The sequence below is a fragment of the Halovivax sp. genome, from assembly GCA_007119345.1.
Taxonomy (GTDB): domain Archaea; phylum Halobacteriota; class Halobacteria; order Halobacteriales; family Natrialbaceae; genus Halovivax.
The window spans coordinates 1-13286 of the sequence record SKPV01000010.1 but is presented as its reverse complement, the minus strand read 5'-3'; the positions used below and the strand labels follow the sequence as shown (position 1 = coordinate 13286).

The window sequence follows — 13286 nt, the reverse complement described above, 5'->3', positions numbered from 1 at the left end:
CCCGCTTCACTCCGGTGGAGTAAGTCTCTTGCCCTTGCTTTCGGGCTCGCCGCGGCGACGTCGGGCGATCAGCGTTCGGTCGACGCCGCCTCGAGGCCCTCGGCCAGGACCTCGATCGGGGTCGGCGGCGAGTCCCCCGTCGGTCGCGTCTCGAGCTGCGTCCGACAGGAGGCACCCGGTGCGACGACCCGCTCGCCGGCACTCTCGCTCACCTGCTCGAAGAGGACGGACGCGATCGCGTCGCTCATCGAGGCGTGTTCGGCCTCGTAGCCGAAGCTGCCGGCCATCCCGCAGCAGCCGGAGTCGAGTCGGTCGACCTCGTAGCCCGCCCGTCGGAGTACCGCGACCGCGTGACCGTCGGCCTTGCCGGCCTTCTGGTGGCAGTGGCCGTGGTAGGTCAGCGCCGTCGGCGCGGCCGGTTCGACGGCGACTTCGCGATCGAGGTCGAAACGGTCGAGGTACTCGCAGACGGCGTAGGTGGCGTCGGCGAGTCGATCCGTCTCCTCGCCCGGGAACAGGTCGCGATAGTCGGACTGCAACATGACGGCGTCGGAGGGCTCGATCACCACGACGTCCCACCCGTCCTCGACGAGCGGCGCGAGCGTCCGGACGTTTTCGCGGGCCCGGTCGCGTGCCAGGTCGAGAAATCCCTTCGAGAACGCCGGTCGGCCGGTGTCGCCGAGCGCGGGCGGTACCGCCAGGCGGACGCCCGCGGCTTCGAGGACCCGAACGGCCGCCCGGCCGGCGTCGGGGTTCGAGTAGTTCGTGAACGTGTCGGGGTAGAGGATCGCCTTCCGGCCCCAGTCGGGAGACGCGACCCGCCGCGGTCGATCCTCGAACCAGGTTCGGAACGTCCGGCGGTGAAACGTCGGGAGCGGTCGGTCGGCGGCGATCCCGACGGTTCGCTCGAGCACCCATCTCGACCCGGGAATCCTCGGCAGGGCGTTCGAGAGGGGGGCGAGTCGGCTTCCCCACTTCGAGAGCTCGTGCACGCGGGCGAAGAGGTGGTCCCGCACCGAGGCGCCGTTGCGCCGATGGTACTCGTGGGTGACCTCCGCCTTGAGCTTCGCCATGTCGACCTCGCTCGGGCAGTCCACGGCGCAACCCTTGCAGCCGATGCAGAGGTCCATCACCTCCCGGACGAACTCGTCGGAAAAGGCCTCCTCGGACGGCAGCTCGCCGCTCATCGCCCGCCGGAGCGCGTTCGCGCGGCCGCGCGTGCTCGTGATCTCCTCCCGGCTCGCGCGGAACGTCGGACACATCACGCCGCCCGTGGTGGACTGCTCGCCCCGACACCCGCCGCAGCCGTGACAGAGCTCGACCATCCCCTGAAAGCCGTTATCGTTCTCCCAGGCCAGTTCCGGCCTGAAGCCGCTTTCGAACTCGTAGTCCGGGTCGAATCGAAGGTCCTCACGCAATTCGACCGTCGCCCCCCGGGCCGGTCCGCCGTCGGGAATGTCCGCGGCGTCGAGCCCGCACACCTGACCGGGGTTGAGCAGCCATTCGGGGTCGAACGCCGTCTTCAGGCCCAGGAATGTCTCCCAGACGCGCTCGCCGTACAGTTTCCGATTCCACATCGTTCGCGCTCGCCCGTCGCCGTGCTCGCCCGAGACCGCCCCGCCCATCTCGACGACGAGATCCGTCACCTCGTCGGCGATCCCGTGGAGTTGGTCGAGGCCGAACTCGGTCTTCGTGTTCACCAGCGGGCGAACGTGCAGGACGCCCGGTCCGGCGTGCGCGTAGAAGGTGGCGTAGGTGTCGTAGGACTCGAGGATGGATTCGAACGCCTCGACGAACTCGGGGAGTCGATCCGGCGGGACCGCCGTGTCCTCGATGAACGAGATGTGCTTCTCGTCGGTCGTCCGGGAGAGCAAGATCGGCAGGCCGGACTTTCGGAGCTTCCACAGCGACGTCCGGTCGGCCCGTTCGTAGGCTTCGAGCGCGTCGATCGCCGTCGCCGCCGCGGAGGATTCGGGCGCCCCGCCGGGTGGCGACGCCACCGGCTTCACGGTCGGACAGCGGTCGGCGAGCAGCCCGGCGACCTTCGCCCGTCGTTCGGCGTCGTCCTCGGCGTAGAACTCCACGAGCAGCGTCGCGTTCGTCCCCTCGGGCAGTCGCGCCGCGACGGGGCCGAACTCGGCGGTTCCGCGGGCGAGGTCGAGCAGTACGTCGTCGAGCACCTCGACGGCCGCGGGATCGTGGTCGAGGATCGGCGCGACGTCCGCCATCGCGTCGTGCAGGTCCCGGTAGCACAGCAGCGCGACCGACTTCGTCTCGGGGATCGGCTCGAGCGAGACGGTCGCTTCGGTGACGATCGCGAGGGTCCCCTCGCTGCCGGCGAGCAGTCGGGCGAGGTTGATCCTTCCCGCCTCGCCGGTCGCTTCCCCGCCCGGGAGTCGTTCGCCACGGGCCTCGGCCACGAGCCGGTCGAGGTTGTACCCGGAGACGTTGCGCTTCAAATCCGGGTAGGCCTCGTCGATGGCGTCGGCGTCTTCCTCGAGGATCCGCGCGACTTCTGCGTAGATCCGCGCTTCGAGGTCGCCGTCGGGATCGCCCCGGTCTTCCAGTTCCGACACCTCGATATCGCCGAATCGGGTCACGGTGCCGTCCGCCAGCACCACCTCGCACTCCTCGACGTACGCGTCGGTCTTCCCGTACTGCAGCGAGTGGGCGCCCGTCGAGTTGTTGCCGATCGCGCCGCCGATCGCGCTCTTGTCGCCCCAGGCGGGATCCGGTGCGAACTTGAGTCCGTGGGGTGCGAGTCGTTCGTTGAGGGTTCCCAGGATCGTCCCCGACTGGACGGTGGCGGTCCGCGCGTCGGGATCGACGTCGATCACGTCGTTCATGTGGCGGCTGAAGTCGAGGACGACGGCGCGATTGACCGTCTGCCCGGCCAGGCTCGTCCCGCCCCCGCGCGGGAGGACGGGGATCTCTCGCTCCCCACAGTAGTCCATTACGGCGGCGACGTCTCCGCCCGATCGCGGGAAGACCACGCCGATCGGCGTCACCTCGTAGGGGCTCGCGTCGGTCGCATACAGCGAGCGCGAGTAACTGTCCATCCGAACCTCCCCGTCCACGCGCGCCGCGAGGTCGGCGGCCAGTCCGGGCCGCTCGCCGTCGTCGCTCGCGTAATCGTACGTCGCTCTGGCGTCCTCCGCCGGGCCACCCTCCGTCGCCATGTTCCGTCCCTGTGTCGTGGACACAATTAAACGTGCGGACGGTTCGGGGCGGATTCGACGGTGCGTGCGACAGCAGACCATATCGGAACTGACATTCCTGCCATTTATACCGGGAAACGCGGCCAGGCCACGCCATGCGGGACGAAATCCACACGACCCGTCGAACCGTCTGCAAGACGATCGCGTCGCTCGGCCTCGCCGGTGCGGCGCTCACCGGCGCCGCTGCTGCGTCGGCGGTCGATTCCGAAGAGAAGCGAACCGCTCTCGAGACCGTCGATCGGGACGCGCTCGAAGCGGCCGTCGACCGACGCGGAAGCCGGGATCCCGAGGAGGTGGCGGTCGCGCTTCCCGACCGCTTCGAACTCCACGAGGGCGTCGTCGACCGGATCGTCGACGGCCGCCACGTCGTGATACTCCTGCAGGACGAGGACGGCGTCTACGACGAGCTGGTCGAACCGCGAGAGGAGCTGCCGGACGTGGAGGAAGGCGACAGGCTGCTGGTGGTTCTGGAGGACGACGAGCTGGCGTTCGTCGTTCGGTGTCCGTCGAGCGACGGAGCCGGTCGGTGATCGGGGCCTGCTTCGTTAGCGAGTCGGTGCAGGTCCGCCCCGAGAGTAGCGAGTCGACGCGCCGACTGCCCCGAGACCGACGACGCTGGGAAGATCTTCGACGTCCCATCCGGGCGGAACCGGTCGGCGAATTAATCCGAGGCGGGTTCGCCGGGCCCTGCGGCCGTCGGAACCGGTCGGCTTCGCTTGCGGTGGACGTAGAGCCCGGCCGACAGCGATCCGAGCCCGAGCAGGAGGATCACGAAGTTGGCCAATCCGCCCACCCAGGGGAGTTGCGCGAGCACCGATCCGACGAGCAAGCCGACGAACAGCGCCAGCCACCGGTTCTCGACGTCGGCGTACGACAGCAACCACGAACCGACCGCGAACCGACCGTAGACGAGGGCGATCCAGACGACGATGGCGAACGCCAGCGCGCCGACGATCGTGACGGGGATGCCGATCACGGTGATCGCGAGCGCGATCAGCAGGATCGGCACGCCGACGAGCACGGCCAGCCCGATAGCCCCGGTCCTCACCGGATCGGCCGCGACTCGGTCGCCGACCGCCGTGGAGAACCGCGGGAACAGCGCCAACAGGAGCGCTCCGAGGAGGAGATTGAGCGCGAACGCGTAGACGGCGAAGAGCCACGACGCCAGCGGCTGGACGTCGCCGACGAGTCCGACACCGAGCGTCGAATCGTGAGTGACGTCGCCGGCAACCGCGTCAGTGTTGCCCTCGAGCGAGCCGTCGTAGGTCAACGAACCGCCGAGCGCGGCGTCGTCACCGAGGCGGATCGTGTCCGCCCCGACCGTGGCGTCGCCGTCGATGCTGCCGTCGATCAGGACGTTCGCTGCGCCGACGTCGAAGGTGCCGCCCACTTCCCCACCGTCCTCGACGTGGACGTTCCCGGCCCCGGTCGAGACGTCGCCGTCGACCGTACCGGCGATGCGGACGTTGCCGGCGGCGACGTCGAGGTCGCCCTCCACCGTTCCGTCGACGTGGACGTTCCCGGCGAGCGCGGAGACGTCCCCCGTGACGGTCCCCTCGACGATCACGCTCCCGGCGACGGCGCTTACCTCGGAGACGGTTTCTCCCTCTTCCACGACGACAGTCCCGCCCACGCCGGTCTCGGCGATCGCAACTCCCGGCACGAGTGCGAGAGCGAGGGTAACGACGAGGATCCACACCGCGAAGCGGTGAGCGTGTGGCGATCTCATACGCCCAGTAGTCCGCGGAGCGGCTTATACTGTTCACAGAATTACAACAAAGCGGAGGGTCTCGAGGGCGGTGACGGCGGTCACTCCGCGGACTCGGACCGGTAACCCGAACGGAAGCGATCGCTTGCAGCTCTCCAGTTTCGTGTATCCTGAGGCGGTCCCGATGCCTACGAACCGGATTCACCGGTGTACGCGCGGTTTGGGCGGCCGATGCGTCGCTACGTGTCGTCGATCCACTCGGTCGCCCACCGCTCGATGTCTTCCAGTACCGGGCAGAGCGCCTCGCCCTTCTCGGTGAGGCTGTAGTAGCTGGCGATCGGCTGCTCTTCGACTCGACGCGAGACGAGTCCGGTTTCGCCGAGATCGTCGAGCACTCGCGACAGCGTCCGGGAGTTGGCGCCCGTCGATCGCTTGATCTCGTTGAACCGCTTCTCGCCGTCCTGGAGGTCGTGGAGGACCAGCAGTCGCCACTGGGATCCGATCTGTTCGACCGCCTCGACCACCGGACAGGCTTCCGGATTGCGCTCCTCGACGCTCGTCTCAGCCGCGGTAGAGTTCCGTGACATGGCCGTTACGTGGTGGCTCCCTTGTCGCCGAGCAGATATATAGATTCCGTGCCGAACCTGGTAACGCAATGAAACCAAATGTGCGCCGCGGGACGGTCTCGCTCGGAACCCGATCGGACGGCTCGACCGAGGGGTGGGCGTGATGACGGCGACGACCGTTCTCGTCGCGGGGGCGACCGGCAACCAGGGTGGGGCAGCGATCGACCACCTTCTCGCTCGCGAGGAGTCTTTCGACGTGCGGGGGCTCACGCGTGATAGTGGAAGCGACGCGGCGAGCGCGCTGACCGACCGCGGCGTGACGATGGTCGAGGGCGATCTGAACGAACCCGACTCCCTGCGGCCGCACGTCGCCGACGCCGACGCCGTCTTCGCGGTGACGAACTTCTGGACGCAGGGGTACGAGCGACAGGTCCAGCAGGGGACGAATCTCGCCGACGTGGCGGCCGAGGAGGGCGTCGAACAGTTCGTCTTCAGCGGGGTCGGGAGTCATCACCGGGACACCGGGGTTCCCCACTTCGACTCGGCTCGGGAGATCGAGCGCCACGCCCGCGACCGCGACCTCCCGATGACCGTACTCCAACCGGTGTTCTTCTTCCAGAACCTCGAGGCGTTCGCCGAGGATATTCTGGACGGGACGATCGCCCTTCCGCTCGAGGCGGGCGTTTCACTCCAGATGGTCGACGTCGACGACGTCGGTCGCGCCGCCGCAGTGGCCGTCGCGAATCCCGGGGACTTCGTCGGCGAGCGGTTCGATACTCGCGGGGGACGAGCTGACGCTGGCGGAGACGGCTGACGCGCTCTCGACGGTTACGGGTGTCGACGTCGAGCCGTACCACGTCCCCGTCGAGGACGCCTTCGACGATTTCGGCGAGGAGTTCGCCGTCATGTGCGAGTGGTTCAACGAGGTCGGCTACGACGGGGACCCCGAGGCGCTCGAGGAGCGGTTCGGCTTCGAATTCACGGAGCTCGACGGGTACCTCCGCGCGCACGGCTGGGAGGACAAAGATGGGATGGCGGCCACGCCCGGCTGGGTGAAGGCGATGTCGTAAGTCGGTCCGACAGGTCCGTCGGCCCGGACGTCCGGGCGACGGTTCGACGGGATCCGACGCACACGCTTTTTACGGGGGTCGTGGAACGCCCGCTCATGAGCGACGTACTCGTCGTCGGCGGCGGTCCCGCCGGCCTCACCGCTGCACTGTTCACGGCGAAGAACGGTCTCGAGACGACCGTCTTCGACGCCGACGGGACGTGGATGCACAAGGCCCACCTCTTCAACTATCCGGGAATCGGGTCCGTCGACGGGTCGGTCTTTCTGGAGATTCTCCGGAACCAGGTCGATACCTTCGACGTCGACCGGCACCAGGGCGAGACGGTCGAGGCCGTCGACCGAGGCGAGGGCGGGACGACCGTTCGGACCGACGACGGCGAGTACGAGGCGCCGTACGTCGTCCTCGCGACGGGCGCGGATCGGTCGCTCGCGGAGTCGCTCGGCTGTCGGTTCACCGACGACGAGGTGGTCGACGTCGACGTGACGATGGAGACGTCGGTCGAGAACGTCTACGCGACCGGCGCCATGGTGCGAGCCGAGGAGTGGCAGGCGGTCATCTCCGCGGGGGACGGTGCCGCGGCGGCGCTCAACGTGCTGACGAAAGCGCGCGGCGACAACTTCCACGACTTCGACACCCCGGCCGACGCGGAGAACGTCTACGCGAGCCTCGTCGACGCCGGGTGATCGACGCTCCCGGACGCCGCCGGTCTATTTCGCCGCGTCGCCGAGTACGCGGGAGGACGCGGGGACCGGATTCGATCAGGTCGGCGCGACGACGTCCTCGCACTCGGGACACTCGGCGTAGACGCCGGGTCCGGCGTCGGTTTCGTACTCGATGATGACGCGCGATCGAGGGACGGCCGCCCGACAGTGCGGACAGTCGCCTGCCACGGATTGCTCGCTGGACATGGGTGAACGGGGATCGTGTGGATACCCGTCCCGATCGGGCAAAAGGGCGATCCAACCGGATCGAAAGTGAAACTAGAAGAGCTCGACGGCGATCCCGTCGGCCGCGAGCTCCTCGCGGAACGCTTCGGCGTCGGTCTCGATGGCCTCGAAGGTGTCGTAGTGGACCGGGAGCACGAGGTCGGCGTCGACGGCGCGCGCGAAGTCGGCGGCCTCGTGACGATCCATCGTGTAATGGCCGCCGATCGGTGGGAGGAAGACGTCCGCGTCGACGTCCCCGTGGTGATCGAGGAAGTCCGTGTCGGACGGGTAATAGACGTCGGTTCCGTCGACGGTCAGAACCAGCCCGACCACCTCGCCCTCGTCGTGGAACGGATCGCCGTCGTCGTCGACGTGGTCGCCCGACGGGTCGTTGTGCGCTGGAATCGATCGAACGCCGACACCGTCGACCGTCCGCTCGCCCTCGTGCGGGAGCTCGACGACGTCGAACGCGAGCTCGCTCGCGTCCACCGCTTCGTAGACGGCGACCGTGGCGTCATCGCGCGCGATCGCTCCGATGCCGTCCGGGTCGTAGTGATCGAAGTCGTCGTGGGTGACGAAGACGAGGTCCCCGTCGTCGGGTGCGCCGTCCAGGACCTCGCTCCACGGGTCGAGGTAGATGACGGTACCGTCGCCCGTCTCGATGCGGACACTCGCGTGCCCGAGTCGCTCGAATCGGAGTTCGCCGTGCTCGACTACCATGATCGCCGGTCGCTACCACGGCGAATGAAATAAGGGGAGAGGGGGACGTCCGGGAGTGCGATCCGCGGCGTACGTCCGTGCGGCCCCGGGACAATAATGATCGCTCCCCGCGTAGGCGGTGGCATGCGTCACCGTCTCTCGGCGCTCCTCCGGCGGTCGACGGACCCCAGCCCGGCCGAGTCGGCGGCGAGCACCTCGTTCGTCTCGACGCCGAACCTGGCCGTCGAGCGGGGAGGTACGGTCGACGCCCTCCGTGCGATGGAAGCCGCGACGGTCGATCGCTTCGCCCTCGCCCTCTGGGAGGCGCTGGGCTGGGAGACGGAACCGATCGAACCGCTCGGGGACGACGATCCGACCGGAGTCGCGAGGACCGGTGGATCCGACGATCGATCCGCGCTTTTGGTCACCGCACCGTACGGCGAACACGCGACGCTCGACGCCGAGACGGTCCGCCGAATCTCCTCCGTCGCGGAGGTCTCCGTCGAGATCGACGAGCCGATCCTCCTCACGACGGGTCACGTCCCGGGTCGAAGCCGGCGACTCGCTGACGAGCTGGGCGTGACGATCCTCGACGCGCAGGCACTCGCCGACCTGATCGCGGACGCGGAACTCGTCGAACTGCTCGCGTCGTACGCTCCGGTGACGATCGACGACGGGCCGACTTGCGAAGGACCGGACGCTGCCCGTTCTCGACGCCGATCCGAGAACTCGATCGTGCACGCCCGGTTCGACCGGCGCCACGACGTCGCGGACGACGACGCCCGGTCCGTCCCCGACCGGTGGCACCGTCTGATCCTCGCGAGCGTCGGGGGCTGGATCGCCCTCGTGGTCGGCGTGAACGTCCTCTCCGATCCCGCCCCGGCGCTCGTCTTTCTCGCGGCGTGGCCCGCGCTTCCGCTGGCCATTTACATGGACGCCGCGGCCGTCTCCGAGCGGGTCACCTGGCCGGAGAACGCGTGGCTGTACGTGGTTCCGTCGCTCGTCGGTATCTTCGCGATCGTCCCCGGGGCGGTGTACCTATACCGGCGTCGACGCCGACTTCGCGAGCGCGAGCGCGATCGCGGGATGGACGGGAATTCGATCGGCGGGTCTTCCAGGCGGCCGCCCGGAGAGCGATCCCGGTCGAACGCGACGACGGGAAATCCCGGTCATCCGCCGACCATCGCGTCGTCGACCGGGATCGCGGAGCGCGAGGATCCGCCGACCATCGCGTCGTCGTCGAGGGCAATCACAGAGCGCGAAGAACCGTCGAGCGGGCGGGTCGTCCACGGCGAGCGCGGGCCGACGGTTCGCACGATCGAGTACGAGGGTCGGCTCTACCGCTGTGCCGTCGCGCGTTCGCCGAACGACCGGTGGCGACTGGCCGTTGGTCGTCCGCTCGAATCCGGTGACCCTCGGCCGCTCGACGCCGACGGCTCCCGATCGCGATCGTCCGACGGCGGGAGATATCGCCACCGCGACAGATCACCGGAGCGAGTGTTCGTTCACGAGGACGGCGAGTTCCACCGGACGGTGCCGGTCGAGGCCGTCGAGAACGGCGCGATCGCGAATTCGGGTGACGCCGTTCTCGTCGCCCGCGCCGGTGGGTCCGGTGAGTCGACGCACCTTCACGTGGACGTCGCGGACGGGGAAGAGAACTTCCGGCGGACCGTCGCGGCGATCGTCGGGCCCTGTGCGATCTCGGCCGACGGGCGGTACGTCGCCGCGTCGACGTTCGCGCCGGATCGCCGGACCGTCGTCTACGACGTCGATCGCGGCGAACGGACGGCGAACCACGAAAACCGCCTCGGCAACGTCCAATCCCTGGAGTTCGTCACCCGCGACGGCGGCTGGCACCTGCGACTCGGTGACGGGGCCGACCCGCGCTACGTCATCGCAACGAACGGACGGGTCGTCAGAAAGCACGACCGCGCCCGGTGGGAGGAGCGGCTGGCGTCGCTTCGAAACGATGGCGATATCGACGAACTTCGCGGGGTGCTCCGCGAGCTGTGGCTGCTGTACGAGGAGGCGGAGCGACCTCGCGAACGGCGACGCCTGGCGAACGCCCAGGCCGACACGCACCTGCGACTCGCGTCGCTGCTGGCGGACCGATCGACGGAGCGAGCGGTCGTCCAGCGACACCTTCGACGAGCGACGGCGCGCTATTACGAGGTCCTCCCGTGGCCGGCCGGCAAGCGTGGCGCGGCGAGCGCTCTCCACGCCGCGGCGTCGGAACGCCTCGACGCCGGCGAGTACAACGGCGCGATCGCCCGGTTGGAGGCGATCCGTCGCCTGGAATCGGGCTACGATGAGACCCTGCTTCCGTCGGACGCGCGGCGGATCGACGACGTCGTCGACTGACGCGGACGCGCCGTCGACTGGCTCGCCGATTCCGTCGACTGACCCGCAGACGCTGGCGACAGACTGGGCGACGCCGGCGACTGGCTCGGCGATCCCGTGGACTGACTCGCAGACGCAGGCGACCGAACCGACGGCTCTTCGCGGGAGTGCGGGTATCGAATCGGTCGTCTACTCCAGGTAGACTTCGGGGTCGACCGTCGAGCCGTCGACGTCGCCGCGGTCGAAGAAGGTCACGTCGGTCACGTCGCCGTAGACGAGAAACCGCTGGACGTCGGCGTCGACGGCACCCTGGACGGCGGCGCCGGAGACGATCGTGGCCTCCTCGAGGGGATTGGCCGCGTCCATCTCGATTCGACCGTCGACCGTGATCTCGAAGCCCGCGGGCGTCCCCTGGCCTTCGATCGTAAGGATCTTTGCGTCGGTCCGTCCGTTCGTGTCGTCCAAATTCGTTCGTGGAGGTCGTTCGGATTCCATACTCCTCGGAACTCAGTGGGGTAGGTATAAGCTTTCCTGTCCAAAAAAATTCACTATATCTCGACTATCTCCGAAGAGAATTCGTTTACCGCCGTTCGGACTGGCCTCCCCCGACGGATCCACCCTTCTGGTTGCCCTCGGCGGCGTTGCTCTGGGCCCGTTTGCTCGTGGCCCTCGGCGCCGTCGCTCTGCGCTCGTTTGCTCGCCAGACGATCGGCGGGTCGACTCGGATCCGAGCCAACTGGATACGGTTTCGCCCGCTCCGCTTGCGGGCGGTGGCCGTCAGTCACTCGAATCCGGGCCGCGTTCGGTACGCTCGGCTCGTGGAGTTGCTCGCCGAGAGAATATGGGCTAACTCGGAAATGAGTCAGTAAGAATATTGATTCGTTCGGGAACTGAACGCTACTGGTTGCCCCATCGCTGTCGGGGGTTTTGGTCCATCGGAACTCCGTGGTTAATCATGGAAGACCACAGATCACTCGACCTCGATCCGATTGGCCCGAGTATGCCCAGCCGCTGTATCTCGACCGCAAAGCGAGGTGCTCGATGGAAAAGACGGTTGACGGTCATCGACACCGAACGTTTCACTTCGCACGGTGGTGTGATGAGAAAGACATCGACAATCTGAACAGCCTCAGGACGGTATCTCCACGAGTACCGACCCCAGTGCAAGGTGGATGGCGACCGCAGCGCCGTATCACTACAGACGAAGAAGAGTACTATCTGAGTCTTCATCCGCTGGTGTGGGGCTATCGAAGCCGTTGATCCGAATTCCTACAACTTCAGCCGTGATGCCACAGTTTCCGCCGGAGGAACAACAGCGTGCTGAGTTATTGGAATAATGTCGTAAAAGGAAAAATCTCAGGCAGACGGTTTACGCGCTCCGAGGACGCAGAGTCCCAGGATTGCGACGACAGCGAGGACGACCCCGAATCCAGGGATTTCGTCGCCATCGGCTTCGTCGTCTGCTACCCCGTCGTCCTCATCGTCATCGGCTTCGTTGCCCGCTGCTTCATCGTTCTCCTCGTCATCTGCTTCGTCGCCCGAAGGCTCATCGTCGTCGGATTCGCCGTTCTCGACTTCGAAATCCACCACCGAGAGGACGGTGCTATCCTCGTCGACGAGTTGGAGTTCGTACACCCCCGTCTCGAGGTCCCCGGGATCGACTTCGACGTCGACGGTGGTCGTCTCCCCGCCTTCGAGATCAACGGACGTCGATGCTAGCTCTTCGCCATCCAATCGGACCATCACGGTCTCGGAGCCGTCACCGTCGCCCTCGTTTGTGAGGACGATATCGAGGGAAACGGTGTCGCCAACGTCGACACGCTCGGTGTCGATGGTCACGTTCGTCACCGAAATGTCGGCTGACGGCGAGGGTGCTGGAGGCAGTGATGGCGAGGATTCAGCAACGATCTCGACCGAATAGGTATCGTTGACCGACGGATCGTCGATATCCCACGCTTCAAGTTTCGAAAACTCCTCGGTCTCGAGCGTGTCAGTTTCGTCGCCATCGAGGAGCTCGAACGTCGTCAGTGCTTCCCCGTCCTCGAACTCTAGCGCAACCCGGCGTGGGTCGTCATCGAGGGGATTCTCGATATCGATGTTGGTCATGGAGTCGTCGCCGGTGGTGTAGGGCTCACCGTCGATGTCGGTTGCGTTCACAACTTCAAGTTCGAGTGGCTCACCCTGTACAACCGGGTCGTCGATTGGCTGTACTTTGAAGGAGGCGAGACGAGAGGCGACAATATCGACTGAATAGGTGTCGTTGACCGAGGAGTCATCGATATCCCAGGCTTCTAACCCAGACACTTCACCGAGACTGAGGTCCTCAGTTTCGTCCTCGTCGAGGAGTTCGAAGGTCGAACGCGCCTCCCCATCTTCGAATTCCAGGGCGACCCGTCGTGGGTCATCGTCGAGCGGGTTCTCTATATCGATGTTCGTCAGGGAATCGTCACCGGTGGTGTACGGCTCTCCGTCAATGTCGGTCGCGTTGACGAACTCGAGTTCGAGCGGTTCACCCTGCACGATCGGTTCGTCGACTGGCTGGACCTCGAACGAGGCGAGTCGGGAGGCAACGATTTCGACGGAGTAGGTGTCGTTGACCGAGGGGTCGTCGATATCCCAGGCCTCGAGTTCTGCATACTCCTCGAGATCGAGATCCGCCGTCTCGTCCTCGTCGAGCAACTCAAACGTTGCCAGTGCCTCTCCGTCCTCGAACTCGAGGGCGATCCGTCGTGGATCGTCGTCGAGCGGGTTCTCGATAT

General features: G+C 66.8%; 12 protein-coding genes. 5 read left to right on the top strand and 7 right to left on the bottom strand.

Going from position 1 to position 13286, the window contains the following annotated elements:
• Nucleotides 1-68 precede the first annotated feature (68 nt).
• On the bottom strand, nt 69-3179 hold the full coding sequence (locus tag QZT59_RS00675; protein WP_290810034.1) for an FAD-binding and (Fe-S)-binding domain-containing protein: 3111 nt from the start codon (nt 3177-3179) through the stop codon (nt 69-71).
• 134 nt (nt 3180-3313) lie between these two features.
• Here QZT59_RS00675 and QZT59_RS00670 point away from each other — a divergent pair, with 134 nt between their 5' ends.
• Complete coding sequence (locus QZT59_RS00670; protein WP_290810032.1) at nt 3314-3748, top strand: hypothetical protein; 435 nt, start codon at nt 3314-3316, stop codon at nt 3746-3748.
• A 131-nt stretch (nt 3749-3879) separates the two neighbouring features.
• Here the strand turns inward: QZT59_RS00670 and QZT59_RS00665 are convergent, their stop codons facing one another.
• Together QZT59_RS00665 and QZT59_RS00660 are read right to left on the bottom strand one after the other, a co-directional pair.
• Entirely contained in the window at nt 3880-4947 is a 1068-nt protein-coding gene (locus QZT59_RS00665; protein ID WP_290810030.1) for a polymer-forming cytoskeletal protein, read from the bottom strand.
• 218 nt (nt 4948-5165) lie between these two features.
• Nucleotides 5166-5513: a helix-turn-helix domain-containing protein gene (locus QZT59_RS00660; protein WP_290810028.1), complete on the bottom strand. Its 348-nt coding sequence runs from the start codon at nt 5511-5513 to the stop codon at nt 5166-5168.
• Nucleotides 5514-5655: 142 nt separating this feature from the next.
• On the opposite strand from QZT59_RS00660, the gene QZT59_RS00655 reads away from it, so the two are divergent.
• The 3 genes from QZT59_RS00655 (at nt 5656) to QZT59_RS00645 (ending at nt 7245) form a co-directional block, all read left to right on the top strand.
• Complete coding sequence (locus tag QZT59_RS00655) at nt 5656-6306, top strand: NmrA/HSCARG family protein (RefSeq protein ID WP_290810026.1); 651 nt, start codon at nt 5656-5658, stop codon at nt 6304-6306.
• A gap of 91 nt (nt 6307-6397) precedes the next feature.
• Nucleotides 6398-6562 carry a hypothetical protein gene (locus QZT59_RS00650; protein WP_290810024.1) on the top strand — a complete coding sequence of 55 codons (165 nt, stop codon included), beginning with the start codon at nt 6398-6400 and terminating at the stop codon, nt 6560-6562.
• 95 nt (nt 6563-6657) lie between these two features.
• Nucleotides 6658-7245: an NAD(P)/FAD-dependent oxidoreductase gene (locus tag QZT59_RS00645; protein ID WP_290810022.1), complete on the top strand. Its 588-nt coding sequence runs from the start codon at nt 6658-6660 to the stop codon at nt 7243-7245.
• A gap of 75 nt (nt 7246-7320) precedes the next feature.
• On the opposite strand, the gene QZT59_RS00640 is transcribed toward QZT59_RS00645, so the two are convergent.
• The gene (locus QZT59_RS00640) at nt 7321-7470 is read right to left on the bottom strand and encodes a hypothetical protein (RefSeq protein WP_290810020.1); all 150 of its coding nucleotides are present in this window, start codon (nt 7468-7470) and stop codon (nt 7321-7323) included.
• Nucleotides 7471-7542: 72 nt separating this feature from the next.
• Nucleotides 7543-8208, bottom strand: coding sequence for an MBL fold metallo-hydrolase (locus QZT59_RS00635; RefSeq protein WP_290810018.1), 666 nt, complete (start codon nt 8206-8208; stop codon nt 7543-7545).
• Nucleotides 8209-8331: 123 nt separating this feature from the next.
• Between QZT59_RS00635 and QZT59_RS00630 the strand changes: the two genes are divergently transcribed.
• Nucleotides 8332-10548, top strand: coding sequence for a restriction endonuclease (locus QZT59_RS00630; protein WP_290810016.1), 2217 nt, complete (start codon nt 8332-8334; stop codon nt 10546-10548).
• A 168-nt stretch (nt 10549-10716) separates the two neighbouring features.
• Here QZT59_RS00630 and QZT59_RS00625 read toward each other — a convergent pair whose 3' ends face one another.
• Entirely contained in the window at nt 10717-11022 is a 306-nt protein-coding gene (locus tag QZT59_RS00625; RefSeq protein WP_290810014.1) for a hypothetical protein, read from the bottom strand.
• 861 nt (nt 11023-11883) lie between these two features.
• Nucleotides 11884-13286, bottom strand: a 1403-nt coding sequence (locus QZT59_RS00620; protein WP_290810012.1) for a PGF-CTERM sorting domain-containing protein, incomplete at its 5' end; no start/stop codon positions are given.